At 69.3% G+C, this 24,471-nt stretch carries 24 protein-coding genes and 1 pseudogene; 15 read left to right on the top strand and 10 right to left on the bottom strand.

Features of this window, described 5'->3' with window-relative positions:
- A complete protein-coding gene (locus ACUN0C_RS15415) occupies positions 1-1,527 on the bottom strand; it encodes a helicase HerA-like domain-containing protein (protein WP_445467299.1) in 1,527 nt (508 codons plus the stop codon).
- A 127-nt stretch (positions 1,528-1,654) separates the two neighbouring features.
- On the opposite strand from ACUN0C_RS15415, the gene ACUN0C_RS15410 reads away from it, so the two are divergent.
- The 10 genes from ACUN0C_RS15410 (at position 1,655) to ACUN0C_RS15365 (ending at position 12,799) form a co-directional block, all read left to right on the top strand.
- Positions 1,655-2,032 carry a DUF2267 domain-containing protein gene (locus tag ACUN0C_RS15410; protein ID WP_445467277.1) on the top strand — a complete coding sequence of 126 codons (378 nt, stop codon included), beginning with the start codon at positions 1,655-1,657 and terminating at the stop codon, positions 2,030-2,032.
- Positions 2,033-2,137: 105 nt separating this feature from the next.
- On the top strand, positions 2,138-2,548 hold the full coding sequence (locus ACUN0C_RS15405; protein ID WP_445467276.1) for a DUF4332 domain-containing protein: 411 nt from the start codon (positions 2,138-2,140) through the stop codon (positions 2,546-2,548).
- Between the two features lie 71 nt (positions 2,549-2,619).
- Entirely contained in the window at positions 2,620-4,047 is a 1,428-nt protein-coding gene (locus tag ACUN0C_RS15400; RefSeq protein WP_445467275.1) for a methylmalonyl-CoA mutase family protein, read from the top strand.
- On the top strand, positions 4,044-6,203 hold the full coding sequence (scpA, locus tag ACUN0C_RS15395; protein ID WP_445467274.1) for a methylmalonyl-CoA mutase: 2,160 nt from the start codon (positions 4,044-4,046) through the stop codon (positions 6,201-6,203). Before ACUN0C_RS15400 ends, scpA begins: the two co-directional genes overlap by 4 nt.
- 63 nt (positions 6,204-6,266) lie before the next feature.
- Complete coding sequence (locus ACUN0C_RS15390; protein ID WP_445467273.1) at positions 6,267-6,689, top strand: dihydrofolate reductase; 423 nt, start codon at positions 6,267-6,269, stop codon at positions 6,687-6,689.
- 78 nt (positions 6,690-6,767) lie between these two features.
- On the top strand, positions 6,768-8,036 hold the full coding sequence (locus ACUN0C_RS15385) for a hypothetical protein (RefSeq protein WP_445467272.1): 1,269 nt from the start codon (positions 6,768-6,770) through the stop codon (positions 8,034-8,036).
- Positions 8,037-8,128: 92 nt separating this feature from the next.
- Positions 8,129-9,469 (top strand): cytochrome P450, encoded by a 1,341-nt coding sequence (locus ACUN0C_RS15380; RefSeq protein ID WP_445467271.1) that lies wholly within the window; start codon positions 8,129-8,131, stop codon positions 9,467-9,469.
- The gene (meaB, locus tag ACUN0C_RS15375; RefSeq protein ID WP_445467270.1) at positions 9,462-10,430 is read left to right on the top strand and encodes a methylmalonyl Co-A mutase-associated GTPase MeaB; all 969 of its coding nucleotides are present in this window, start codon (positions 9,462-9,464) and stop codon (positions 10,428-10,430) included. The genes ACUN0C_RS15380 and meaB overlap by 8 nt, the downstream gene beginning before the upstream one ends.
- 98 nt (positions 10,431-10,528) lie before the next feature.
- Positions 10,529-11,371, top strand: a complete 843-nt coding sequence (locus tag ACUN0C_RS15370; RefSeq protein WP_445467269.1) for an EamA family transporter — start codon at positions 10,529-10,531, stop codon at positions 11,369-11,371.
- 63 nt (positions 11,372-11,434) lie between these two features.
- Positions 11,435-12,799, top strand: coding sequence for a TIGR03808 family TAT-translocated repetitive protein (locus tag ACUN0C_RS15365; RefSeq protein WP_445467268.1), 1,365 nt, complete (start codon positions 11,435-11,437; stop codon positions 12,797-12,799).
- Here ACUN0C_RS15365 and ACUN0C_RS15360 read toward each other — a convergent pair.
- The gene (locus tag ACUN0C_RS15360) at positions 12,783-13,799 is read right to left on the bottom strand and encodes an asparaginase (protein WP_445467267.1); all 1,017 of its coding nucleotides are present in this window, start codon (positions 13,797-13,799) and stop codon (positions 12,783-12,785) included. The two genes, ACUN0C_RS15365 and ACUN0C_RS15360, sit on opposite strands and share 17 nt — an antisense overlap.
- A 61-nt stretch (positions 13,800-13,860) precedes the next feature.
- Between ACUN0C_RS15360 and ACUN0C_RS15355 the strand changes: the two genes are divergently transcribed.
- Positions 13,861-14,592 (top strand): DUF3750 domain-containing protein, encoded by a 732-nt coding sequence (locus ACUN0C_RS15355; protein WP_445467266.1) that lies wholly within the window; start codon positions 13,861-13,863, stop codon positions 14,590-14,592.
- A gap of 57 nt (positions 14,593-14,649) precedes the next feature.
- On the opposite strand, the pseudogene ACUN0C_RS15350 reads toward ACUN0C_RS15355, so the two are convergent.
- A pseudogene (locus ACUN0C_RS15350) lies at positions 14,650-15,561 on the bottom strand (alpha/beta fold hydrolase); the annotation flags it as partial.
- Between the two features lie 68 nt (positions 15,562-15,629).
- Positions 15,630-16,793 carry an acetyl-CoA acetyltransferase gene (locus ACUN0C_RS15345; protein WP_445467265.1) on the bottom strand — a complete coding sequence of 388 codons (1,164 nt, stop codon included), beginning with the start codon at positions 16,791-16,793 and terminating at the stop codon, positions 15,630-15,632.
- Positions 16,794-17,248: 455 nt separating this feature from the next.
- Here ACUN0C_RS15345 and ACUN0C_RS15340 point away from each other — a divergent pair, with 455 nt between their 5' ends.
- Positions 17,249-17,719, top strand: a complete 471-nt coding sequence (locus tag ACUN0C_RS15340) for a cell wall hydrolase (protein ID WP_445467264.1) — start codon at positions 17,249-17,251, stop codon at positions 17,717-17,719.
- Between the two features lie 171 nt (positions 17,720-17,890).
- On the opposite strand, the gene ACUN0C_RS15335 is transcribed toward ACUN0C_RS15340, so the two are convergent.
- Positions 17,891-19,069, bottom strand: a complete 1,179-nt coding sequence (locus ACUN0C_RS15335) for an aminotransferase (protein ID WP_445467263.1) — start codon at positions 19,067-19,069, stop codon at positions 17,891-17,893.
- A 137-nt stretch (positions 19,070-19,206) separates the two neighbouring features.
- Here ACUN0C_RS15335 and ACUN0C_RS15330 point away from each other — a divergent pair, with 137 nt between their 5' ends.
- Positions 19,207-19,512, top strand: coding sequence for a hypothetical protein (locus tag ACUN0C_RS15330; protein ID WP_445467262.1), 306 nt, complete (start codon positions 19,207-19,209; stop codon positions 19,510-19,512).
- Between the two features lie 3 nt (positions 19,513-19,515).
- Here ACUN0C_RS15330 and ACUN0C_RS15325 read toward each other — a convergent pair whose 3' ends face one another.
- From ACUN0C_RS15325 to ACUN0C_RS15315, 3 genes are all read right to left on the bottom strand, one after another.
- Positions 19,516-21,306 carry an SLC13 family permease gene (locus ACUN0C_RS15325; protein WP_445467261.1) on the bottom strand — a complete coding sequence of 597 codons (1,791 nt, stop codon included), beginning with the start codon at positions 21,304-21,306 and terminating at the stop codon, positions 19,516-19,518.
- A 173-nt stretch (positions 21,307-21,479) separates the two neighbouring features.
- Positions 21,480-21,938, bottom strand: a complete 459-nt coding sequence (locus tag ACUN0C_RS15320) for a PAS domain S-box protein (RefSeq protein ID WP_445467260.1) — start codon at positions 21,936-21,938, stop codon at positions 21,480-21,482.
- On the bottom strand, positions 21,911-22,192 hold the full coding sequence (locus ACUN0C_RS15315) for a DUF6522 family protein (RefSeq protein WP_445467259.1): 282 nt from the start codon (positions 22,190-22,192) through the stop codon (positions 21,911-21,913). Before ACUN0C_RS15315 ends, ACUN0C_RS15320 begins: the two co-directional genes overlap by 28 nt.
- A 158-nt stretch (positions 22,193-22,350) precedes the next feature.
- Between ACUN0C_RS15315 and ACUN0C_RS15310 the strand changes: the two genes are divergently transcribed.
- Positions 22,351-22,560, top strand: a complete 210-nt coding sequence (locus ACUN0C_RS15310; protein ID WP_445467258.1) for a hypothetical protein — start codon at positions 22,351-22,353, stop codon at positions 22,558-22,560.
- An 81-nt stretch (positions 22,561-22,641) separates the two neighbouring features.
- Complete coding sequence (locus ACUN0C_RS15305) at positions 22,642-23,061, top strand: OsmC family protein (protein WP_445467257.1); 420 nt, start codon at positions 22,642-22,644, stop codon at positions 23,059-23,061.
- 78 nt (positions 23,062-23,139) lie between these two features.
- On the opposite strand, the gene ACUN0C_RS15300 is transcribed toward ACUN0C_RS15305, so the two are convergent.
- Together ACUN0C_RS15300 and ACUN0C_RS15295 are read right to left on the bottom strand one after the other, a co-directional pair.
- Positions 23,140-23,562, bottom strand: a complete 423-nt coding sequence (locus ACUN0C_RS15300; protein WP_445467256.1) for a TIGR02588 family protein — start codon at positions 23,560-23,562, stop codon at positions 23,140-23,142.
- Positions 23,563-23,575: 13 nt separating this feature from the next.
- A complete protein-coding gene (locus ACUN0C_RS15295; protein WP_445467255.1) occupies positions 23,576-24,433 on the bottom strand; it encodes a TIGR02587 family membrane protein in 858 nt (285 codons plus the stop codon).
- Positions 24,434-24,471: the final 38 nt, after the last annotated feature.

Below are 24,471 nucleotides of genomic sequence, written 5' to 3'. Positions count from 1 at the left end.
CTACCGTTTCAATGAGCCGAGGATGCCGCGCACGATGGCGCGGCCAAGCGAGGAAGCGACCGAACGCGCCGCCGACTTCACGGCAGCCTCGGCGACGCTCTCCCTCCGGGAAGCCCGGGGTGCCGGGCGCTGCTGGGCACGGTCGCCTGGAACCGGCAGCCGGAGCCCGGTATCGGTGCGGCGGGCCGGCGGGCTCCCCGCCGCGGCTTCGTCCGCCGCCTTGGCGGCCGCGCGGGCCAGCATCTCGTACGCCGAATCGCGGTCCACCGTCTTGTCGTACTGCCCGAGCAGCGGGCTTGCGGCGATCGCGCCGCGCCGCTCCGCCGCGTTGAGCGGACCCATGCGCGACGCGGGCGGCCGGATCAGCGTGCGCTCCACGACCGAGGGAACGCCCTTGTCGCCGAGCGTGGAAACCAGCGCCTCGCCGACCCCGAGCTGCGTGATCGTCTCGTAAGTGTCGAATTCCGGGTTCGGCCGGAAAGTCTCGGCGGCGACCTTCACGGCCCTGACCTCCCGCGGCGTGTAGGCCCGCAGCGCGTGCTGGATCCTGTTGCCGAGCTGGGCGAGCACGCTCTCCGGCACGTCGAGCGGATTCTGCGTCACGAAATAGACGCCGACCCCCTTGGAGCGCACGAGCTTCACGACCTGCTCGACCTTGTCGACGAGGACCTTCGGCGCGTCGTCGAAGAGCAGGTGCGCCTCGTCGAAGAAGAAGACGAGCCGCGGCCTGTCGGGATCGCCGACTTCCGGCAGGTCCTCGAAGAGTTCCGAAAGGAGCCACAGCAGAAAGGTGGCATAGACGCGCGGCGCCTGCATCAGGCGCTCCGCCGCGAGCACGTTGACATAGCCCCGGCCGTCGCGGGTCGTGCGCATCAGGTCCTCTATCCCGAGCGCCGGCTCGCCGAAGAAGGGCGCGCCGCCCTGGTTCTCCAGCACGAGGAGCTGCCGCTGGATGGCGCCGACGGAGGCCTTGCTCACATTCCCGTAGAGCTTCGTCAGCTCGCCGGCGCGATCGGCGACGTGCGCGAGCAGCGCCTGAAGGTCCTTGAGGTCGAGCAGGAGGAGGCCGTCCTCGTCCGCGATCCGGAAGGCGATGTTGAGGATGCCCTCCTGGGTCTCGTTCAGGCCGAGAAGACGGGCGAGCAGCAGCGGTCCCATTTCCGAGACGGTCGTGCGGACGGGATGGCCCATCTCGCCGAACACGTCCCAGAAGATGGTCGGGGCCGGCTCGGCCTCGTAGCCGACGAGACCGACCTCGGCGGCGCGCTGCCGCAGGCGGTCGTTCAGCGTCCCGGCCGCCGCAATCCCCGCGAGGTCGCCCTTCACGTCCGACGCGAAGACCGGCACGCCGGCATCCGAGAACGCCTGCGCCAGCACCTGCAGTGTGACCGTCTTGCCTGTGCCGGTCGCCCCCGTCACCAGCCCGTGCCGATTGGCGAACTTCAGCTGGAGGAAGGCCGGCCGCGGCGCCTCGCCGTCCGGGCCACGGCTCGCGCCGATCAGGATCCCGTCCGCCTCCGCCACCATCTCCTCCAAGCCTGCAAGCGGGCTCTTATAGAAAGGGCGCCGCCGGTCGGCAATCGACGGATCGTCGCCTTGTCTTTTGGGCCGGGCTTGCCCAGTGTTCCCGGTCACGGATCCAGGAGCGGTGGAAATGGAAGAACTGGTGCAGCGCCTCGTCCAGCGGACGGATCTCGACGAAGCGACCGCCCGAAAGGCGATCGGCGCGATCTTCACCTTCCTCCATCAGGAAGGTCCGGCCGACAAGGTGAAGGACCTCATGGCCCGGATTCCCGACGCACCCGCCTATGTCGACACCGAAGAAGGCGACGCCGCGACGCTCGGTGGCCTCGGCGGGCTGATGGGCGGCGGTGTGATGGCGGTCCTCTCGAAGCTGCAGGGCCTCGGCCTCGGCATCGGCGACATTCAGGCCGTGACCCAGGAAACGATCGGGTTCGCCCGGGAGAAGGCCGGCCGCGAGGCCGTCGACGACGTGATCGCAGGGATCCCCGGCCTAAGCCAGTTCGTATGATCAGGCGATGCTAACCAACATCGTACAGGGGGGCGGGCCCGGGCGCCTCCTGTCTGGCTCCGGCGGGAGCAGCAGCATAGAAGACCCGCTCGACGGGAGGGCCTGATGGCGTCCTATTCGATCGCGCGGATGGACGCGGTCGGCGCATTCTACTGCACGAAACTGAAAGCGGCCGGCATCCGCTCGACCTCGGCGCTGCTCGAGCGGGCCTGCACGCCAAAGGGGCGGAAGCTCCTCGCGGAGAAGACCTCGATCCCGGAACCGGAGATCCTCCGCTGGGCGAACATGGCCGACCTGATGCGCGTGAGGGGGGTGGCCCGCGAATATGCCGAACTCCTGGAGGCCTCCGGCGTCGGCACGGTCAAGGCGCTCCGCCACCGCAACGCCGCCAAGCTCGCCCTGCGCATGGCCGAGATCAACAAGACGCGCCCGCTTGTGCAACTCCTGCCATCGGAGAAGCGCATCCAAGGCTGGATCGACGAGGCGAAGACACTCGAGCCGGTGATGACGTACTGAACCCCGGCCTGCATCCAAAGGCCGACTTGCCGCCCGCTTCGCCCGGCCTGTAGAACGCGTTGGAGGTCATGATGTCCGAAACGCTCGCCCTCAGCGCCGGTGCGGCTCCTTCCGATTTCGCGGAGTGGGAGGCGCTCGCGGCGAAGTCGCTCCGGGGGGCTTCCTACGAAACGCTGCGCTCGGCGACCGCGGACGGCATTTCCATTGAGCCCCTTTACCCGGCCGCGACCGGGACGGAGCCGCTCTTCGCCCGGCATGGGCGGCCGTGGGCGATCGTGCAGCCGCTCGACCAGACCAGCGCCGAGAGCGCCTGTGCACAGATCCTCCGCGACCGCGAAGGCGGTGCGACCGGCTTCTCGCTTCGATTTGCCGACGCCCCCGCCGCGGGCGGCTTCGGACTGCCACTTGCATCATCCGCCCTTTCGCAGATCGCAGCGGCGCTCCCGGGCGAGCTGCGCGCGTTGCGCATGGAACCCCATCCCCACAGCGATCAGGTCGCGCGTTGGATCCGCCCGTTTCTCGCGGAAGATCGCGACCGCACCGTCTGGGCGGAAGCATCGCTCGGGCTCGACCCCGTCGGCATGCTGGCAGCGAAAGGCCTCCAATCGTTCCCGGCGGACGCCGCTCTGGCGGCAGCGATCGAGCTTCGGACCTGCGGCTTTGCCGGGCATGCATTCGAAGCCGACGGGCGCGTCTGGCACGAGGCCGGAGCGTCGGAAGCGCAGGAGCTCGCGGCCATCCTGGGCGCCGCCGCCCATTATCTCCGCCTGTCGGAGGGGGACGGGCAGGACATCGCGGCGGCCTTCGGCGCGATCGGCCTCACCGTAGCCGTGGATGCCGACCAGTTCCTCGGGATCGCCAAGCTCCGCGCCCTCCGTCTCCTCTGGGCGCGACTCCAGGAAGCGTGCGGGGCCGCTTCCGCCCCCTGCCGCATCCATGCCGAGACGAGCCGGCGCATGGTCGCTGCAGCCGACCCGCATACGAACCTCCTCCGCGCCACCATCGCCGCCTTCGCGGCGGGTGTCGGCGGCGCCGACAGCGTGACGGTGCTTCCCTTCACGGCCGCGCTTGGCCTTCCGGAGCGGTTCGCCCGGCGCCTTGCGCGGAACACCCAGCACCTCCTCGTCGAGGAGGCGCATGTCGGCGTCGCCGCCGATCCGGGTGCCGGCTCGGGGGCGGTCGAGGCGCTGACCGAGGCGTTGGCCGAGCGGGCCTGGGCGGAGTTCCAGGCGATCGAGGCCGAGGGCGGCATCGTCTCGAGCCTTCATGCCGGGGCGATCCGGTCCCGCATCGCCGAGAGCGCCGAGCGTCTCCGCCGGCGCCTGAATGCCGGCACACTGCCGCTCGTCGGCGTGACATGCTATCCCAACCCGGCGTCGATGCAGGCGCCGGTCGAAGACCTCGACCGGCTCCCCTCCGAGGCACCGGCGACCCTCGATGCGGTAGCGCTCCTCCCGGTCCGGCTGGAGGCCTGGGCAGCCGAGGACATGGGATCATGAGCCTGCCGGACTTCTCCCGCGTGCCCTGGCGGCGCCCGCAGCTCCGGCCGGCGGCGCCAGGCGGATCATGGCATTCGCCTGAAGGGATAGAGATCAAGCCGGTCTATGGGGAAGCCGATCGTGGCGGCCTCGGGTTCGTCGACACGCTCCCCGGCCGTCCGCCCTTCCTGCGCGGCCCCTACCCGACCATGTACGTCCAGAAGCCCTGGACAATCCGCCAGTACGCCGGCTTCTCCACGGCGCGGGAATCGAACGCCTTCTACCGGCGCAACCTCGCCGCCGGCCAGAAGGGGCTCTCCGTCGCCTTCGACCTCGCCACGCACCGCGGATATGATTCCGATCATTCCCGTGTCGCCGGGGATGTCGGGATGGCTGGGGTCGCCATCGATTCCATCCTCGACATGGACGAGCTCTTCGCCGGCATACCGCTCGACGAGATGAGCGTGTCGATGACCATGAACGGCGCGGTCCTTCCGGTATTGGCGCTCTATATCGTCGCGGCCGAGCGGCAGGGTGTTCCGGCCGGGAAGCTTATGGGGACCATTCAGAACGACATCCTCAAGGAGTTCATGGTCCGCAACACCTACATCTACCCGCCGCGACCATCGATGCGGATCGTATCGGACATCTTTGCTTACACGTCCGAGCGCATGCCGAAGTTCAACTCGATCTCGATTTCCGGCTACCACATGCAGGAGGCGGGCGCGACGGCGGATCTGGAGCTCGCCTACACGCTCGCCGACGGCCTGGAATACCTGCGCGCCGGACTCGACGCCGGACTCGACGTCGACGCCTTTGCGCCGCGCCTCTCGTTCTTCTTCTGCATCGGAATGCACTTCTTCATGGAGGTGGCGAAGCTCCGCGCCGCCCGCCTCCTGTGGTCGAACCTCGTCCGCGAACGTTTCGGACCGAAGGACGAGCGGTCGCTGGCGCTGCGCACCCATTGCCAGACCTCCGGCTGGTCGCTCACCGCCCAGGACGTCTTCACCAACGTCATGCGCACCACGATCGAGGCGATGGCGGCGACCCAGGGCGGCACGCAGTCGCTCCACACCAATTCCTTCGACGAGGCGCTCGCGCTGCCGACCGACGCCTCGGCCCGGATCGCGCGCAACACGCAGCTCGTCCTCCAGCTCGAATCCGGCACCACGCGCACCGTCGACCCGTGGGGCGGGTCCTTCTTCGTGGAGCGGCTGACGCACGATCTCGCCGCCCGCGCGCTCGGCCACATCGAGGAGGTCGACCGGCTCGGCGGCATGGCCAAGGCGATCGAGGCGGGCGTGCCGAAGATGCGCATCGAGGAAGCCGCCGCCAGAACCCAGGCCCGCATCGACGCCGGCCGGCAGACCGTCGTCGGCGTCAACCGCTATGCCGGGCCAGACGAGGCGGAGTTCGAGGTCCTGAAGGTCGACAACGAGGCCGTCCGGGCCGAACAGGTCGAGAAGCTCCGCAGGCTGCGCACCGAGCGCGACCCTCAGGCCGTCGCAGGCGCGCTCGACGCGCTCGCCGATGCCGCGCGCAGCGGCCGCGGCAATCTCCTGGCGCTCAGCATCGAGGCGGCGCGTGCAAGCGCCACCGTCGGCGAAATCTCCGACGCGATGGAGAAGGCGTTCGGGCGCCACACCGCCGAGATCAGGACGCTGTCCGGCGTCTACAAGCGGGAGGTCGGCACCATGAACCGTGCCGTCGAGCGCGTGCTCGCATTGACCGCGAGGTTCGAGGAGGACGAGGGCCGCCGCCCGCGCATCCTCGTCGCAAAGGTCGGCCAGGACGGCCACGACCGCGGGCAGAAGGTGGTCGCCTCGGCCTTTGCCGACCTCGGCTTCGACGTCGATGTCGGGCCGCTCTTCGCAACCCCGGAGGAGGTCGCCCGCCAGGCGGTGGAGAACGACGTCCACATCGTCGGCGTTTCCTCGCTCGCGGCCGGACACCTGACCCTCGTCCCGGCGCTCAGGCGCGCGCTCGAGGCGGAGGGCCGCGGCGACATCCTCATCGTGGTCGGCGGCGTCATCCCGCCGCAGGACCACCCTGCGCTCGAGGCGGCCGGTGCTGCGGCGATCTTCCCGCCCGGAACGATCATCGCCGAGGCGGCGGGAAAGCTCCTGGCGCGCCTCAACGCCCAGCTCGGCCACGCGCATCAGGACGCGGCCGAATAGGCGGGTGAACCGCAGGCCTGCGGCAACGTTCTGGCGTAAGAGAGCGAGACCCGGAGAGGCTCGATGCCGGACATCAGGGCGATGTGTGCGATCGGCCGGCGCGGCCAGCTCGGGCTGCACGGCGGCCTGCCGTGGGAGGGCGAGACCGGGCCGGAATACAAGGCCGACGTCCGCCGTTTCTGGCAGATGACGAGCGGGCACGTGCTGATGGCGGGACCTCGGACGATCGCCTCCATCCCGCCGGAGTTCCACGAGACGCGGACCATTGTCGCGATCCGGTCCAGCATGGAGCCCGAGGAGGTGGTCGCCCGGTTTCCCGACCGCGTCATCTTCATCGGCGGCGGGCCGCCGGTCTGGGACGCCTATGCGCATCTCATCCGCCACTGGGACATCACCCGGCTGCCCTATGACGGCGAGGCCGACCGCTATTTCGACCCGAACTGGCTGCTGATGGCGGAATCCGTCGAGCGGACGGAGGAGCCCTAGCCGCCGGGATTCTTTGAACCTTCGGCCGGCGTTCTGCTATGCGGGACGGATGAGAGTTTCTGCCCGCCGCCGCGCAGGATGAACGACGGCCGCCCGGTTCGTGGCGCGAGGGCTGATCGTGCCCGTGCGCAGCGGCTCGAGCCGAGCGTGCGCCGGCGCAGGGTGCTCTATCTGAGCGGCTTCGACCCCCGCGGCCCGAGCTTCTACCACAAGACCTACCGCGAGGAGGCGGAACGCCATTCCGCGCTCTCGGGCGCGCCGATCGAGGTGGGCCCCCGCCGCAGCCTCGGTCCGCTCGTCCAATCCTGGGCCGTGACGGCGGCCATCGACGGGCATCCCGTCGAAACCCGCTACGACTTCCTCCGATGGGACGACATCATCCGCGCGCACTGGCCGCGCCGGCAGCTGGCCGTCTGGGTCAACACGCTCTGGGCCTTCTCGGTGTTCCTGCGAACGGGTGCCCTCGGCAGGATCTTCCGGGCGACCTGGCCCGTCCTCATCACGGTTTCGCTCCCTGCGCTCTTCGTCCTTCTCCAGGTGCTCCTCGCTCTCGGCGCCGGCTGGGGAGCGGCCGCGCTCGTGAGCGCGTTCGGCGCGCCGACCGTCGCCGCGGTCCTGGCAGCGCTTCTCGCGGCGGCCGGAATCATCCTGCTCGGCCGCTGGCTGGAAGGCCGGCTCAACGTCTATTGGCTCGGGCGCATCTACGCCTTCACGGTGCGTGACGCGCGCGGCGAGGTTGCCGGCCTTGATGAACGCCGCGACGCATTCGCCAGGATCGTGGTCGAGGCGGCCGCCGCGGGCGACGCCGACGAGATCCTCCTCGTCGGACACAGTCTCGGCACGCCGCTCGCCGTCTCCGTGATGGCGCGCGCGCTCGCCCTCGACCCGGCGATCGCCCGCCGCGGGCAGCGGCTCGCGGTCCTGACCCTCGGGCCGACCACTCCGATCCTGAGCCTGATGCCGGAGGCGGGCTGGTTCCGCGACGAGCTGCGCACCCTCGCGGCCGCGGACGTGCCCTGGCTCGACTTTTCCGCTCCACCCGATGGAGCATGCTTCGCGCTCGTCGATCCGGTGCGGATTTTCGACCCTGCTTTCCCCCGCGGGGAAGACGCCCCGGCCTGGCCGAAGCTCCTCAACGTCCGGATGATGGACCTCGTCGACCGCGCCACGTACGACCGCGCGAGGCGAGACTGGGCACGGATGCACTTCCAGTATCTCATGGCGGGCGACCGCCTGGCGGAGTATGATTATTTCATGATCACAGCCGGGGCCGTTCCCCTGCAGGACCGCTACGCGCATCGTGCCGGCGTGAAGGACTATGCGGGGCTGAGGCCGTTCCGGACATGAGCGAGTTCTGCCCGCCGAAGCCGCCCTCGCAAGAAAAGAAACTCACTCTTTTCAAACGTCTCCGCAGGGGGCGGCACTCGGCTCTGTCGGTCATGTACGACCGCTCCTATTCCATGAAGATGGGGCAAATCTCGACGCCGCTGCGCAATGTCTACTTCGTCAACGAGGCGAAGCTCATCGATCGCATCCTGATCGCCGAAGCCGACCAATTCCCGAAGAGCAACGCCATGGAGCGGATGCTCAGATACCTGCTCGGCAACGGCATCTTCGTCTCGAACGGCGAGACCTGGCGGCAGCAGCGGCGGATGCTCGACCCCGCCTTCGAGAGCGCGCGCGTCCAGGACGTCTTCCCGCTGATGCGCGACGCCGTCGACGCGCTGAAGGACCGCCTCGACCGCGCGGCGCGGGGACAGCCCGTGGCGGTCGACGTGGAGACGACGCACGTCACGGCCGACATCATCTTCCGCACGATCTTCTCGCGCCCGTTCGCGCGGGAGGAGGCCGAACTCATCTTCGACGCGTTCGGGAAGTTCCAGGAACTCGCCTACAGCCAGGGGATCTGGACGATGGCCGGCCTGCCGGCGGTCATCTTCCTCCGCTATTGGCAGGCCGCCCGCCACGCGAGGGAAATTCGTGGGCTGCTCGAGCGGGCGGTGGAGGAACGGCTGTCGGCTGTCGCCGGAGGCTCGCGAGTACCTAAACGCGACATCCTCGCCTCGCTGCTCGAGGCGCAGGATCCCCTCACCGGCAAGCGTTTCACGCGCCGGGAACTCGTGGATCAGATCGCCGTGCTTTTCCTAGCCGGCCACGAGACTTCCGCCTCCGCGCTCGCCTGGGCGCTCTATCTCATCGCCATGCAGCCGCACGTCCAGGAGCGGCTGCACCAGGAAGCCATGGCCGCGTTCGGGGGACGGGAGCCGGAGTTCGCCGACATGCGCCGTCTGCGGTTCGCGCGCGACGTGTTCCGCGAAACGCTGCGCCTGTACCCGCCCGTCTATTCCTTCGCCCGCGACACGACTCGCTGCGAAAGGATGCGCAACAAGGAACTCGCTCCCGGTTCGGTCGTGCTCATCTCACCCTGGTTGTTGCACCGGCACCGGAAGCTCTGGGACCGGCCGGACGTCTTCGATCCCGACCGCTTTCAACGCGCCGAAACGAAGGATTCGCTCCGCTGCGCCTATCTCCCCTTCAGCGCCGGTCCGCGCGTCTGCCTCGGCGCCTCCTTCGCCATGCAGGAGGCGGTGCTCATCATCGCGGCGCTCGCCCGGGACTTCCGGTTCACGCCGGTGGAGGGGCATGTCCCGGAACCGATCGCGCGGCTGACGCTGCGCTCGGCGAACGGGATAAGGCTGCTGGTGGAGCGGCGGACAAGCGAGGAGGAGGTCGAAGTGCCCGTGACTGCGACCAGCGAACCGCCGCTCATCGGTGCCTGACCTCGACGGCCTCTCGCGGGGGATCGCGGACGGGTCGCGGGCGGCGCTCGCCCGGGCGATCACGCTCGTGGAGTCGCGCAGGCCGGATCATCAGGCGGCCGCCGCGCGCCTGCTCGACCGCCTGCTGCCACAGACCGGCCGGGCGGTCCGCATCGGCATGACCGGCGTGCCCGGCGTCGGCAAGTCGACCCTCATCGACGCCTTCGGGACCCACCTCACCACCGCCGGCAATCGGGTCGCCGTGCTCGCGGTCGATCCGTCATCGCGCCGGACGGGCGGCTCCATCCTCGGCGACAAGACCCGGATGGCGCGCCTCGCCCTCGATGCGAACGCCTTCGTCCGCCCCTCCCCCGCAGCCGGGACGCTCGGCGGAGTGGCCAGCCGGACGCGGGAGGCGATGCTCCTGTGCGAGGCGGCCGGCTTCGACGTCGTGATCGTGGAGACGGTGGGAGTCGGGCAGTCCGAGACGACGGTCGCCGACATGGTCGACGTCTTCGTCGCCCTCATGCTTCCCGGCGCCGGCGACGAGCTGCAGGGCCTCAAGAAGGGCCTGCTCGAGATCGCCGACGTCATCGCCATCAACAAGGCGGAGGGCGAGAACGCGCAGCGCGCCGGACTGGCCGCGGCCGAGTACCGGTCCGCACTCCGCATCCTCTTCGCCCATTCGGACGAAGCCCCGCCCGTGCTCACCGTCTCGGGCCTTGCCGAAACCGGGCTCGACCACCTGTGGGCGGCGACGCAATCGCTGCTGGAACGGCGACGCGCGGACGGCTCTCTCGCTGAGCGGCGCGCGGAGCAATCCGTCCGCTGGTTCCGGAGCCTGCTGGAGGACCGTATCCGCGCGCGCTTCCTGGCCGGCGAGCGCGCCCGCGCGCTTTCCGAGCTGGAGAAGGCAGTCGCAGAGGGGCGGACCACCGCTCCGGCCGCGGTCGAACATGCCGCGGAAACGCTCCTCGGCTAGACGGCCGCCTCCGCTCAGCTCGGCACGCGCACGATCGCCGGGGAGGCTGGCGCCCGCCATCGCTGCGGCGTAGAAGCGTGCGCCTTCCGCGAGTGCCCATGACCGCCGCCGTCACCTTCGCCGTCCTCGTCGCAGCGTTCTGCCACGCCTCGTGGAACGCCATCATCCGGATGCGGAGCGACAAGGTGGTGTCGATGGCGCTGCTCGTCACCGCGTCCGGGCTGATCGCGCTGCCGACGCTCTTCTTCTTCCCGATCCTACCCGCGGCGGCGTGGCCCTTCGCGATCGCCTCGGCGATCATCCATACCGGCTACAACACCTTCCTGGCGCTCGCCTATGTTCACGGCGAACTCAGCAAGGCCTACCCGCTGGTGCGCGGTTCCGCGCCGCTCGGGACCCTCGTCCTGTCGGTTCTCCTGCTCGACGAAGGCGTCGACTGGGGAACAGCCGTCGGCATCGTCGTCCTCGCCGCCGGGATCATGGCGCTCGCGCTCGACCAGGGCTGGCGGGCGCTCACGTCGTCTCCGCGCGGGCTCGCCTATGCGGCGGCGACATCGGTGTGCATCACGCTCTACACGCTGAGCGACGGGCTCGGCGCCCGCCAGGCCGATTCCGCCCACCAATACGTGATGTGGCTCTTCGCGCTCGACTTCCCGCCTTTGCTCCTCGGGACGCTGATCTTCCGCCGGCGCGTCTTCCTGGATGCCGCGAAGGCGAACTGGTGGCCGAGCCTGCTCGGCGGGGCGCTGTCGCTCGTTGCCTACTGGATCGTCATCTGGGCGATGACGGTGGCGCCGATCCCGATCGTGGCGGCGCTGCGCGAGACGAGCATTCTCTTCGCCGCGCTCATCGGCATGGTGGTGCTGCGGGAGCGCCTGACGCCGATCCGCTTCGGATCGATCCTGCTGGTCCTCGCCGGCCTCGCGCTGATGCGCCTGTAGAGGGCCTTAACCTTTTCTTAAAATTGTATGTGTCTCCGGCGGGGAATCGTCCATTTTTATCGGATGGTCGTTCAACCCAGCCGCAGAGCCGTTCTCGCCGGTCTCGCCGCCGCCGCGGCGTCGGCCGGCTCCGCCCTGGCCGAGCGGCGCGCGCTCGCCGACATGCGCGGCTCGTTCGACGCCTCGGAGGGCGTGCGGCCGCGCGACGGCGGCGACCAGAGCGCCGCGCTGCGCGACGCGCTGGTGCGGGCGGAGGCGACGGGCCGGCCGGTCTTCATGCCGCCCGGCCGCTACGAGATCGCCGACATCGACCTCACGCCGACCGCGAAGATCGTCGGCATCCCGGGCGAAACCCGCCTCGTCTTCCGCGGCGGCAACTACCTGCTGCGTGCCGAAGGGACGAAGAGCTGCCGGCTGGACGGCCTCATCCTCGACGGCGCCGGGCGCGCGCTCGCCGACGGCATCGACGGGCTTCTCCATTGCAGCGGCCTCGAAGCGGCGATCGTCGAGGACTGCGCGATCACCGGCAGCAGTGCGTCGGGCGTCGCGCTCGCGGGTTGCGCGGGCCGGGTCGCGCGGTCGAGCATCGATTCGGCCCGCGTCGCCGGGATCCGGCTGGTGCAGTCCCGCGGGATGGCCGTGACGGAGAACGACGTCTCCGATTGCGGCGACACGGGCATCCTGATCCACCGCTACGACGAGGGGGCGGACGACACGATCGTCCGCGGCAATCGCGTGAGCCGCATCCGGGCGCGTTCCGGCGGAACGGGCCAGTTCGGCAACGGCATCAACCTCGCCAAGGCTAACGGGGTGATCGTCTCCGACAACCGCATCGACGACTGCGACTTCTCGGCGATCCGCTGCTTCTCCTCAGACGACCTGCAGGTGACGGGGAACATCTGCACGCGCTCCGGCGAGACGGCGCTCTACGTCGAGTTCGCCTTCGAGGGCGCGATCGTCTCCGGCAACCTCATCGACGACGCCGCGCTCGGCATTTCCTTCGCCAACCTGATGGACTACGGCGGGCGGCTCGGCGTCTGCTCCGGCAACCTGATCCGGAACATGCGCGGGCATACACGGCTGCCGAACGGCGGCGAGCCGGTCGGCGCGGGTATCAGCGCCGAAGCCGACATCGCCGTCACCGGCAACGTGGTCGAGAACGCCTGGATCGGCCTTCAGCTCGGCTGGGGACCCTATCTCCGCGACGTCTCGGCGACCGGGAACGTGATCCGGCGGACGCGGATTGGCATCGGCGTCAGCGTGGTGGAAGGAGCCGGCCCCGCACTCATCAGCGGCAACCTCATCTCGGGCGCCGGGAAGGGCGCGATCCTCGGCATGCGCTGGGCCGAAGCCGTGACGGGGGATCTCGCAAGGGGCGGGGCCGAGCGCTTCCCGCACCTCACGGTCGCGCTCAACCGCGCGGATTGAGGCCCGCGAAGGCGGCGCCGATGGCGCGGACCTCGCCCGCTCGGGCGCCGCGCCGCGTCAGCACGGGCGCGGTCGCGCGCGCGCCGAGAACCGCCTCATCCTCGGGGAAGAGCCGGGCGAGCACGGCGGCGATCATCGCCTCGGACGCCCGCGACGCACCGTCCTCGCATTTGACGGCGATGCCGAGACCGCGGCCTGGCACCGCGGCGCAGAACACGCCTTCCGCGCCACCCTTCACGAGCGCCCGGCCCGCGAGCGTGGCCATGATTTCGGTGCAGGCGCGCCCCGTTCCCGCCACGAAAAAGGGCTCGGAGGTCGCCGCAGCGTAGAGCGACCGGGCGGCCGACGCGCGCTCCGCCGAGAGGCCGGTGCCGGTGCCGAACCTTGCGAAGCCGTGCGCAAGGGCCTGGAGGGGCACCGCCCAGGTCGGGATGGAGCAGCCGTCCGTGCCGCACATTTCCGCCGAATGATGGGCTTCGGTGACGTCCTGCAGCGCCTCGCGGACGGCGCGCTGCACCGGATGGCCCGCCTCGACATAGCCTTCGTGCGGCACGCCGAGCCGTCGGGCAACGGCGAGGAAACCGGCATGCTTGCCCGAGCAGTTGTTGTGGATCGCACGCGGCTCCTGCCCTGCCCGCACCAGCGCCTCCGCGGAAGGCACATGGGCCGGCGCATGCGCCCCGCACTCGAGCGCCGGCTCGTCGAGCCCGATGGCGGCGAGCATGGCGGCCACGCCGGAAACGTGCCCCGGTTCGCCGCCATGCGAGGCCTGCGCCAGCGCCAGCTCGCGCGCGCCGAACCCGAATGCGTCCGCCGCACCGGATTCCACCAGCGGAAGCGCCTGGATCGGTTTCACCGCCGAGCGCGGGAACACCGGCCGCTCGATCCGGCCGAGCGCGAAGACGATGCTGCCGTCCGCATCGACGACCGCCACGGCGCCGCGGTGGCGGCTCTCCACGCGTGAACCGCGGGTCACTTCTACGAGAACGGGGTTTGCCATGGTGAACGCCGCCGGTATTTATCGGCCACCGGATTAAGCGAGGCGAGGGAGAAGGGAAAGCATGCGGCGCGCGCTCCGATGGTCGGCGGGCCTGATCATGCTCTTTTTCATTGCTCCCGCGCTTGCCCACGCCGTCATGTGGATCGCCGCCGAACGCCCTGCGAGCTGGCGGGAAGCCGACTGGAGCTCCGCGGGTATTCTGCCCGCGCCGGGCGAGGCGCCGGAAGCCTCCATCCGCATTCTCGCCGCGCGCACAGGGGGGTTGAAGGGCGTACTCGCCGTCCACAGCTGGATCGTGCTGAAGCGCGCGGGCGAGGCGACCTATCACCGCTACGATGTCGCGGGCTGGGGCAATCCGGTCCGCCGCAATCGAGGGCCCGCCGACGGCCGCTGGTATTCGAACGAGCCGGAGATCGTGTTCGAGCTCGTCGGCCGGGAAGCCGAGCCGCTCATCCCGAAAATCGAGGCGGCGATTGGGGATTATGCCTGGTCCGCACCCGGAACCTATCGCGTCTGGCCGGGCCCGAACTCCAACACGTTCGTCGCGACCGTCATCGCGGCGGTGCCCGAGATCAGGGCCGATCTGCCGCCGACGGCGATCGGGCGCGACTACCGGACTGGCATATTCGGGACGCCGGCGGGCGGCTGGGCGGTGTCACTGGCGGGCGTCGCCGGTCTCGCCGCCGGCCCGCGCGACGGCCTGCAGATCAACCTCTTCGGCCTCGTCGCCGGAATCCGGTTCGCCGAGCCCGCGCTCATCCTGCCGGGCTTCGGCGCGATCGGCGGGAGCTGATCCGCGATTGGCCGAGGCGGCCATCGAATCGGCCTCCACGATTGCGGCCATGACGGCCTCGGGGGCGTTCTGGTGCAGCATGTGGCCGACCCCGGGCACCAGGTGCAGCCGGCTCTCCGCCACCGCCTGGTGCAGCGCTTCCGAATGCCAGTGCGCGTCGACCTGCCGGTCGTCCCGGCCGGCAGCGATGACGGTGGGCACGGCGATCTCCGGATAATGCGGCGCCAGGCGAAGGGCCGCAGGGATCATCAGCGCAGCTTCGGCGGCGCATGCCCGCAGGTGCGTGGGTCGAAGAGCCAGCTGCCGCGGAAAGGCCTCGAACCGGCGCGGGATCTCGGCCGGACCGAACAGGCGCCGCATCAGGAGCGGCCAGATCGCAAGCACGGTCAGCGGCGTCACGGTGTAGCGCAATACGGTCCCGACGAGCGGGATGCCGGAAATCGCGGCGAGCGGCACGTCGAAGCGAATGCTTGGGTAGAAGTAGCCCGAGGCGAGCACGAGCGCCCGCGTGTCCCTCGGGTAGAGCAGGCCGTACGCGGCCGCGACCAGGGCGCCCCAGGAATGGCCGAGCACGATCGGCTGGCGTACTTCCAGCCGCTCGAGCGCGGTATGGACGAGGCGCGCCTGCGCCTCCGGCGTCCAGACCCTGCCGCGCGGGCGCGAACTGTAGCCGTAGCCTGGCCGGTCGAACACGATGACGCGGTAGCGCTCCGCCGCCTGCGCGACGAGGCCGCTCGCCACGAGTTCCTGGATCAGGCTGCCGTTTCCGTGGAGGAGGACCAGCGGCGGGCCGCTGCCGGCTTCCAGATAGTGAAGCCTGACGCCGTCGACATGGATGAAGCGGCCTACCGGCGGATGCCGTTTCTCGGCGCGCCGCGCGCTCAGGGCGAACCAGGCGGCGAGCCCGGCGAGCGTGACCCCTGCCGCCAGCCCTGCTGCGGCGCGAGGGCGAGTGATGCGATGCAACATGGAGGCGGAATCGGCGAGCCGGGCGCCGGTTCCGCGCAGCCGGTCCTGCCGCGCCCGGGCGCGCCGTGTCACCTCAGCCGTTCGAGGATGGAGACGTAGTTCGCGACCGCTGCGCCGCCCATGTTGAAGATGCCGGCGAGCGCCGCATCCTCGACCTGCATCCCGCCCGCCTCGCCGGCGAGCTGCAGCGCCGTGAGGACGTGCATCGACACGCCGGTCGCGCCGACCGGATGACCTTTCGACTTCAGCCCGCCCGACGGATTGACGGGGAGCCGCCCGCCCCGCTCGACCCAGCCCTCCTCGATCGCCCGGTGCCCCTCTCCGGCGGGTGTGAGGCCCATCGCCTCGTACTCGATCAGCTCCGCGATGGTGAAGCAATCGTGGGTCTCCACCAGGTCGAGATCGTCGAGGCTCGTTCCGGCCGACGCGTGCGCCTGCCGCCAAGCCTCGGCGCAGCCTTCGAACGCGATGATGTCGCGCATCGACATCGGCAGGTAGTCGTTCACCTGGACCGCAGCGCGGACGTGAACCGCCTTCTTCATTCTGAGCGCGGTTTCCGTGTCGGTCAGCACCAGTGCTGCGGCGCCGTCGGAGACGAGTGAGCAGTCGGTGCGGCGGAGCGGACCGGCCACGAGCGGGTTCTTGTCCGAAACCGCATTGCAGAACTCGAAGCCGAGATCCTTGCGCAGTTGCGCGAAGGGGTTGTCGACGCCGTTGCGGTGGTTCTTCGCCGCAATCCGCGCCATCGCGGCCGACTGGTCGCCGTAGCGCTGAAAGTAGCGACGCGCGATCTGGCCGAAGATGCCGGCGAAGCCGCCTTCGGTGTCGCCCTCCTCCTTGCGGTAGGAGGCATTGAGAAGGATGTCGCCGACCTGTGCCCCGGGGACGGCGGTCATCTTTTCGGCGCCGACGACCAGAACGAAGCGCGCGCGCCCCGCGCCAATTGCATTGAGGCCCTGGTGGATGGCGGCCGAACCCGTGGCGCAGGCATTCTCGACCCGCGTCGCCGGTCGGAAGCGCAACGCCGGATCGGCAGCGAGCGCGAACGAAGCCGGAAAGGACTGCTTTTCGAAGCCGCCGAAACTGCCGACGTAAATCTGCCCGATTTCGGCCGGCTCGACGCCCGCATCCTGGATCGCCTCCGCGGCGACGTCGGCGATCAGCGTCTCGAGATCCTTGTCGTCGAGCTTCCCGAAGCGGCTGTGCGCCCAGCCGATGATGCACCCGGTCACCTTTGCCTCCCCTCTGGAGCGGTTCCCTCGCAATATGGCGGTCGCAGCCGATCCGCTCAACACCACTTGGGAGCGGGGGCATCCGACCGGAACGGCAGAAAACTACGCCGTGGCGGCGATCCAATGCAATTCGGAATGCGGTTCCACTCGGGAGGTTGTTCGCCGGCCAATCAACCTGTGATCTTCGGTCCCTTATGATCATTCAAGTGCACCTGAAGAACAATTGAGACGGCTGAAGGTCTGTAAGCGAGGGATAATCATATGTCACCAGTTCCGAAACTCGTCTGAAACTATCTTTTTCTCGCCACATCTCGTGCGATCCGCCGCCTTCTTTCCCTGTCATCAGCGCCCGGCCTCCGGGAAGGGGCGCGGGTTCACGCCCGCTGACAATGGGACAGAAGCGAGGGTTATGGATGCATCGTGCGTGCCGGGTGGCCGTTTGTGCGTTTTTTCTGGTGTCCGCCGCGTTCTCGGCGGAGGCCGCTCAAGCCAGGGACGAAGCCGAGCCCGACAAGGAGCTGGAATGCCTGGCCAAGGGGATCTACTTCGAAGCCCGCGGCGAGCCGATGGACGGCCAGCTGGCGGTCGGTCAGGTGATCCTGAACCGGAAGTCCAGCAAGCACTATCCGGACACGGTCTGCGGCGTCGTCTACCAGAACTCCCACATGAAGAACCGTTGCCAGTTCTCGTTCGCGTGCGACGGAATCCCTGACCGCATCACGGAACGGCCGCTCTGGGAGAAGATCCTCGCCTCGGCGGCGGAGCTGATGGAGTGCGGCGACGACTGCGCCTCGCTGGCCGAATGGCCGAGCAATCTCAGCGTCTCGACCCACTATCACGCCGATTACGTCAGCCCGCGCTGGTCGAAGAAGCTCAAGAAGACCGGGCATATCGGCCGCCATCTCTTCTACGCCAGCGCAAGCTGACCAGCTTGGTGATCCATCGGTCGCTTTCGGCGGCCGGTGAGAGCGCGCGCCGAAGTCAGACGCAATTCGGGCAGAAACCCGCCGCAATCTGGCAGCGCGCGCGAGAAGCCACGCGGCTTTTTCGGGGATCGTGCCGCAGCGACGGGCCGGGCCGCGCGTAGGCCGATGGGCTCAGGCGGCTGAGCGGCCGGAAGAGGCGAGCCAACGCTCCAGCCGGCCAGCCGCCTCGTCGAGCACCTCGTCGCGCTTGGAGAAGCAGAGCCGGAGGAACGAGCGCGGCGCATCGGAAACGTAGAAGGCCGAGACCGGGATCGCGGTCACGCCCGCCTCCTCCGTCATCCGGCGGGCGAGCGCCACGTCATCCTCACCGAGGTCGAGCGGCTTGCAGTCAACCGTCAGGAAGTAGGTCCCTCGGCACGGGATGATCCCGAAGCCGAGCCGCCGGCACGCGCCGGCGAGGCGGTCGCGCTTCGCTTCGAGCGCTCCGGCGAGTTCGCGATAGTACGCCTCCTCCTTGCGCAGGCCGTAGGCGACCGCCTTCTGCAGGTCGGGCGGCGTGGTGAAGGTGGTGAACTGGTGCGCCTTTGCGATCGGGTCGAGGAGTGCGGGGGCGGCGGTCACGTAACCGACCTTCCAGCCGGTCAGCGAGAAGGTCTTGCCCGCCGATCCGATCGCGACGGCGCGCTCGCGCATGCCCGGCATCGACAGCATGGAGCGATGCCGCGCGCCGTCGAAAACGATATGCTCGTAGACCTCGTCGGCGATGACATAGGCATCGTGCTCGACGGCGAGGCGGGCGATCAGCTCGAGTTCAGCGGCCGTGTAGACCTTGGCCGCGGGGTTGTGCGGGTTGTTGAGGAGGATCGCCTTTGTCTTCGGCGAGAAGGCCGCGCGCAGCGCCGCCTCGTCCATCGTCCAGTCCGGCGGGGCGATGCGAACGAGGCGCGGGACAGCGCCGGCCCGGCGCACCAGCGGCAGGTAGCAGTCGTAGAGCGGCTCGACGAGGACGATCTCGTCGCCGGGCTCGACCAGAGCGGCGATCGCGTCTGCAAGAGCCTCGGTCGCGCCGGAGGTGACGAGCACCTCGCGCGCCCAGTCGACATCCAGCCCGCGAAACCGGCGCCAGCTCTCCGCGACGGCCTGCCTGAGATCGGGCCAGCCGAGCATCGGCGGATACTGGTTGGGGTCGGCGAGGAGCGCGTCGGCCGCAACGCGCCGGACGTCCTCCGGCCCGTCGGTGTCGGGAAAGCCCTGGCCGAGATTGACCGCCCCGTGCGCCAGGGCAAGCCGGCTCATCTCCTCGAAGATGGTCGTCGGCAGGCCGGTATAGATGCTGTTCGTCGGCTTCATCGGGCACCCCGCCACGGCAGGATTCCGGTAAAGCGCAACGCGGGCGGGACCGCAAGGCGAGCGCAGGACTCGTGCTCCGGGACCTTCGGCGCCCGCCATGCGTTGACGGCGCTGCCGCCCCGTCGAGCGAGAGAAGCATGATCCTCGTCCAGATCCTCCTCCCTGTCCGCGACAATTCCGGCAGACTCTTCGGGGCCCCGGCGTTCGACCGCGTGCGGGGTGAACTGACGGAGCGCTTCGGCGGCCTCACGGCGTTCACCCGTGCCCCGGCCGAGGGGCTCTGGCGCGAGGGCGGCAGCACGAGCGTCGACGACATCGCTGTCTTGGAGGTGATGGCCGAGACGCTCGACCGGGCCTGGTGGACAGCGTACCGCGAGGATCTCCAGCGGCGGTTCGCGCAGGAGGTCATCGTCGTCCGCGCGCAGGCGATCGAACTGCTCTGATCGTCAGCGCAGCGGCCAGACGAGCGGCACGACGGCGATCGTGACGAGGCCGGCGATGATGTTGAGCGGCAGCCCGACGCGGACGAAGTCGGTGAAGCGGTAGCCGCCGGCCGAATAGACCAACGTGTTGGTCTGGTAGCCTATCGGCGTCGCGAAGCACGCGCTCGCGCCGAACATCACGGCCACCACGAAGGGGCGCGGATCGATCCCGAGCTGCATGGCGAGCGCCACCGCGACCGGGGTGACGACCACCGCCACGGCATTGTTGGTGACGATCTCCGTGAGCGCCGAGGTGAGGAAATAGACGACGGCGAGCATCACGATCGGCGGCATGCCGCGCGCCCACGGCTCGACCGCGCCGACGATCAGCTCGACCGCGCCGGTGTTCTCCAGCGAGCTGCCGATCGCGAGCATCGTGTAGATGAGGACGATGATGCGCCAGTCGACGGCCGCGAACGCCTCCTCCGAGTCGATGCAGCGCGTGACGAGCACGAAGGCCACGCCGATCCAGGCCAGCCCGACGATCGGCATCAGCCCGAGTGTCGCCGCGACGACCACGCCGAGGAGGGCCAGCCCGGCAAACGGTGCCTTCGCCCGCCGCAACCCCTTCTCCCGCGGCTCGGCAAGGCTGACGAGTTCCATGTCGTCGGCGAAGCGGCGGAGGTCCTCCGGCGAGCCCTCGATCAGCAGCGTGTCCCCGACGGCGAGGGGGGTGTCCTCGATGCGCGACGCGAGGTTCTCGCCGTGGCGGTGGAGGGCGAGCGGATAGAGGCCGTAACGGCGGCGCATCCGGGTCTCCCGCAGCGTCGCGCCGAGGAGACGGGCGGACGGGCCGAGGAGCGCTTCCACGACGACGGTCGAGCGTGCCGCGACCGGCTCGACGAGGTCCTCACCGCCGACGCTCAGCTCCTTGCCATCCCGCATCGCAAGCACGTCGGAGACCGGCGACTTCAGCACCACGATGTCGCCCGGAGCGAGCGCGACGGAGGCCATGTCGCGGCGGAGCGACAGGTCGCCGCGCACGACGTCAACGACGCGGCGGTCTGGGGTCTGGAAGAGCGGCACTTCGGCCGGGTTGCGCCCGATCATGGGGGAATCGTGCGGAACGAGCACCTCGACCAGGAAATGCGGCCGGTGCCGGCCCTGGAGGAGGTCGGAAACGTTCGTGCGGTCGGGGAGGAGCCGCTGGCCGATCGTCACCATGTAGAGCCCGCCCGCGAGCGCCACGAGGATCCCGACCGGGGCGATCTCGAAGAGCGAGAAGGGCGCGACGCCGAGATCGCGGGCGACGCCGTCGACCAGGATGTTCGTGGACGTGCCGATCAGAGTGACGGTGCCGCCGAGGATCGCCGCGAAGGAGAGCGGCATGAGGATCTTCGAAGCCGGGATGCCGGCATTCCGCGCGAGCCCGATCGCCACGGGGATGAGCATCACGACGATGGGCGTGTTGTTGACGAAGGCGGACGCCGCCATCGTCATCAGGAGGAACGCCCCGAGGGCCACGCCCGTGCCGTAGCGCGACAGGAGGTGCAGGCGGTTCATGAAGCTCGCGAGAACACCCGTCCTGACCAGGGCCGCGCTCAGGATGAACATCGCCACGATCGTCCAGGGGGCGCTGTTCGACAGCACCCCCAGCATGTCGCGCGTATCGATCAGGCCGAGGAGGAGGAGCAGCGCCATGCCGCAGATCGCCACCACCTCCGGCGGCATCTTCTCGCTTGCGAAGGCGGCGAAGAGCGCGAGCACGACCGCCAGCGCGACATAGGGCGCAAACGCCTCCGCTCCGGGAATCACGCCAGCCGCTCCAGGGGGGCGCGGCGCGCCCTTCGGCAGTTCACGACACGCAAGGGAGACCTTTTCGCCGTCTGCGAGGTTCGGCAAAGTGTCAGCAACGCCGCGCGCGGTCCAGTGCCGCGGACCGCGACGTAAAGCCTCCTCCTCTCCGGCTTGCCGTCGACGGGCCTCGCTCAGCCGGCCGCGTGGTCGGCCAGTTGCCTGCGGAGCCGGCGAAGCTCCTCGAACCGGGCTGTCACGTCCCGCAGCACGGCGGCCATGCCCGACATCTCACCGTCCTCGCGGAGAGGCACGATGGTGAACTCGAGCGAGATGCGCCGCCCGTCCTTGCGCAGGCCCGGCACGGCGAGGACGTCGCCCTCGCCGTAACGGCTCCGTCCGGTCCGCATCACCTCGGCGTAACCCTGCCAGTGACGCGCGCGCAGGTTCTCCGGGATGATGATGTCGAGGGACTGCCCCAGCGCCTCCGAGGCGGGGTACCCGAACATCCGCTCGGCCGCCTTGTTCCAGGCCCGGATGATGCCGGCGCTGTCGGTGACGATGACTGCATCCGGACCGGACTCCACGATCGTCCGGGCGAGCGCGGCGGGATCCTGGAACAGGCTCACGGCTGCGCCACGGAGTCCCGGCATGCGGCCGCCGGCACGATCTCCTCGGCCACGATCTCTCCCCGGTCCAGGACCATCCGGAGCGCCCGTCCGCGGTAGCTGAAGTTGAGCCTGTAGCGTCCTGCGTCCTCGCCTTCGCCCCGCTCGACGAAGGCCTTCACATTGCCGCGGCGCATCTCGGCCATGAAGAAGGCGACCGGCACGGAGTAGGCGCGCGCGACCGTGTCCGCATCGACTTCGATGCCCGGCGCCTCCACCTGGGTGTGGCTGTCGTCCACGGGAAACCTCCTCGGCCCGGCGGCAGCGACGGAGTGATCGCTGCGGATAAAAACATGCGCGTACTTTATTGCTTTAGGCCGGGGGCTGCAAATAGGATGAACGGGCAGCGCAGGCCGGCAGATCTCGCCGAGTGCGGATCGGAGTCGAGGAGGGCGGAATGGCCGAACTGGCGGAGAGGCTCGCGGGCAAGCGCGTCTTCGTGAGCAGCGGGGTCGATCCCGGCACGATCGCGATCATGAGCGAGTGCGGCCGCGTCATGGCTGTCGAGCCCATTGCAACGCTGACGGATCGACTGCTCGACCTGACGGACACGGTCTGCCTGAACTATGACGACGCGCAGGGCATCCCGTTCCGCCGCGAGGCGTGACTGCCGGACAACGCGGCCGGTTGACGCCGGATCGGCAATGGCGTGGTCTCGGCCGCGGCGATCCTAACGGGAGGGGCTGCAATGAGCAGGAGCATCTCGTTCAGCTTCTCGGCCATCGGCGAGACAGGCGCCGGATTGGGCCGCAGCGCAGGCGGTCACACGCTCGTTGCGGATCGCCCGCCGGGAACGGACGGCGGCTCGGGACTGGGCTTCAACGGTGGTGAGTTGCTGGCGGCGTCGCTGGGCGGCTGCTTCTGGAACGATCTCCATTACGCAGCGGATGCGGCGACGGTGCCCGCGTTCCAGGTCGAGCGGCTTGAAGCCCGTGTCGACCTCGCGGGCAATCCCGCGCGCGTCATCAGGGCACAGATCGCCGTGAAGCTGAGCGGCACCGATGCCGCGACCCTGGCGCGGATCTTCGATGCAGCATGCGAAGACAGCACCATCGCGAACTCCCTTCGTCCCGCCTTCCCCATCACGTTCAGACTGCTCGAGACCTGATCTCCGGCCCCGGCGACGACCCATCCGCAACGAAGGTTCGGCCAGGGGAACGCGGCCGGAGCGGATTCCCCGATTGGCTCACGGATCGCTGTAGCCGGTCGGCCTGATCAGGAGCTCGTACCGGCTGGGATCGTGCCGGAAGAGGAGACCGCCCTTCCGCTCGGAGAACGGCGGAAGGTAATCGAGCACGGCCTCGCTCCGCTCGATCGCAACGTCACCGTCCCGCAATTCCCCCTCGACGCGGAGTTCGGCCGCGGTCGCCCCGCTCCCGTTCACGACCCGGAAGCGCACGACATGGGCATCGCCGGCCGCAACCACATCGGTGCGCTCGACCCTGACGGCCGGCACCTCGTCCCTGTGGGTGAGCCCGAAATGGATCAGGTAGCCGATCGCGCCGGCCACGAGCACGAGACCGACTGCCGCGGCGAGCCATTCCCACGGCGACGTCCGCGGGATCTGCTTTTCCCGGCCTTCGCCGCCGCGACCGTCCTGACGCTTCACGCCGCTACCCTCCTCACAGGACGATCCGCGCCGCCGCCGCGCCGATCGCGCACGGAAAGCCGAGCACGACCACTGCGCTGATGATCTCCTGCAGGCCCGTTCCGTCCGTCCGGCCGAAGGTCCAGAGCAGATAGAGCCCGATGACGAGAACGAGGGCGTAGCCGACCAGCGTGAAACGCAGGAAAAGGCTCAGGAACGGGACATGGCGGGGAACTTCCGGCGCCCCGGAGAAGCCCACGGCGTAGACGAAGCCGTGCATCAGAACCAGCGACAGGACCGCCAGCGCGATCTCCTGCCAGGGGCTCATCATGTAGGAGAGAAGCACGATCTCCTCGGTCGGCGCGATGTTGAGGCCGAGGAAGAGCGCACCCGCGCCCATCATTAGGAGCTCGGCGGGATAGCTGTTCCGCCGCTCCTTCTGCTCGCGGTCCAGGTCCTCCTCGCCGGACAGCTGATCGGTGGCGAGGACCGCCCCGATGCTCGCGGGGAAGACCTGAAGCGCGATCTTCCCGATGACCTCGCGCGGGCTCATGCCGGCGTCGACGACCCCGAAGATCGTGAGGATGGCAACCGCCATCGCAACCGCCACGGCTACGGCGACGAAGGAATCGACGACCTCGTCGGCGAGGCCTGTCGTTTTCCTGAACCCGCTGAAATAGGAGAGGCCGGTGAGAAGCGGGATGAGGAGAAGAAGAAGAAGCACCAGCCTGAACGGCTCGATGTAGAAGCCGATCGACCACATCTCCATTGTCATCAGCATGGGCAGAGCAAAGATCAGCGCCCCGGCGAAGGCGCGCGCCAGGCCCATGAAGAAGGCGCGGTCGCGATCCTCGGCCGCCCCGGCGGAAATCCCCTTGTCGGTGTCGGCCATGCGGTCCCGTCGGCTCCCGCCGTCGCGAATCACGTCGC

The organism is Faunimonas sp. B44, assembly GCF_052655945.1.
Note: the sequence above shows the minus strand (reverse complement) of the source record. Positions and strands in the feature narration are given on the sequence as shown.

Bases quoted from the DNA above. Each gene is read 5' to 3' on its own strand.
- ACUN0C_RS15410 (WP_445467277.1), top strand. From the start codon at position 1,655: ATGGAAGAACTGGTGCAGCGCCTCGTCCAGCGGACGGATCTCGACGAA.
- scpA (WP_445467274.1), top strand. From the start codon at position 4,044: ATGAGCCTGCCGGACTTCTCCCGCGTGCCCTGGCGGCGCCCGCAGCTC.
- ACUN0C_RS15370 (WP_445467269.1), top strand. From the start codon at position 10,529: ATGACCGCCGCCGTCACCTTCGCCGTCCTCGTCGCAGCGTTCTGCCAC.
- ACUN0C_RS15305 (WP_445467257.1), top strand. From the start codon at position 22,642: ATGAGCAGGAGCATCTCGTTCAGCTTCTCGGCCATCGGCGAGACAGGC.
- ACUN0C_RS15355 (WP_445467266.1), top strand. From the start codon at position 13,861: ATGCGGCGCGCGCTCCGATGGTCGGCGGGCCTGATCATGCTCTTTTTC.
- ACUN0C_RS15310 (WP_445467258.1), top strand. From the start codon at position 22,351: ATGGCCGAACTGGCGGAGAGGCTCGCGGGCAAGCGCGTCTTCGTGAGC.
- ACUN0C_RS15360 (WP_445467267.1), bottom strand. From the start codon at position 13,799: ATGGCAAACCCCGTTCTCGTAGAAGTGACCCGCGGTTCACGCGTGGAG.
- ACUN0C_RS15415 (WP_445467299.1), bottom strand. From the start codon at position 1,527: ATGGTGGCGGAGGCGGACGGGATCCTGATCGGCGCGAGCCGTGGCCCG.
- ACUN0C_RS15330 (WP_445467262.1), top strand. From the start codon at position 19,207: ATGATCCTCGTCCAGATCCTCCTCCCTGTCCGCGACAATTCCGGCAGA.
- ACUN0C_RS15295 (WP_445467255.1), bottom strand. From the start codon at position 24,433: ATGGCCGACACCGACAAGGGGATTTCCGCCGGGGCGGCCGAGGATCGC.
- ACUN0C_RS15385 (WP_445467272.1), top strand. From the start codon at position 6,768: ATGAACGACGGCCGCCCGGTTCGTGGCGCGAGGGCTGATCGTGCCCGT.
- ACUN0C_RS15390 (WP_445467273.1), top strand. From the start codon at position 6,267: ATGCCGGACATCAGGGCGATGTGTGCGATCGGCCGGCGCGGCCAGCTC.
- ACUN0C_RS15335 (WP_445467263.1), bottom strand. From the start codon at position 19,069: ATGAAGCCGACGAACAGCATCTATACCGGCCTGCCGACGACCATCTTC.
- ACUN0C_RS15400 (WP_445467275.1), top strand. From the start codon at position 2,620: ATGTCCGAAACGCTCGCCCTCAGCGCCGGTGCGGCTCCTTCCGATTTC.
- ACUN0C_RS15365 (WP_445467268.1), top strand. From the start codon at position 11,435: ATGGTCGTTCAACCCAGCCGCAGAGCCGTTCTCGCCGGTCTCGCCGCC.
- ACUN0C_RS15380 (WP_445467271.1), top strand. From the start codon at position 8,129: ATGTACGACCGCTCCTATTCCATGAAGATGGGGCAAATCTCGACGCCG.
- ACUN0C_RS15405 (WP_445467276.1), top strand. From the start codon at position 2,138: ATGGCGTCCTATTCGATCGCGCGGATGGACGCGGTCGGCGCATTCTAC.
- ACUN0C_RS15320 (WP_445467260.1), bottom strand. From the start codon at position 21,938: ATGCCGGGACTCCGTGGCGCAGCCGTGAGCCTGTTCCAGGATCCCGCC.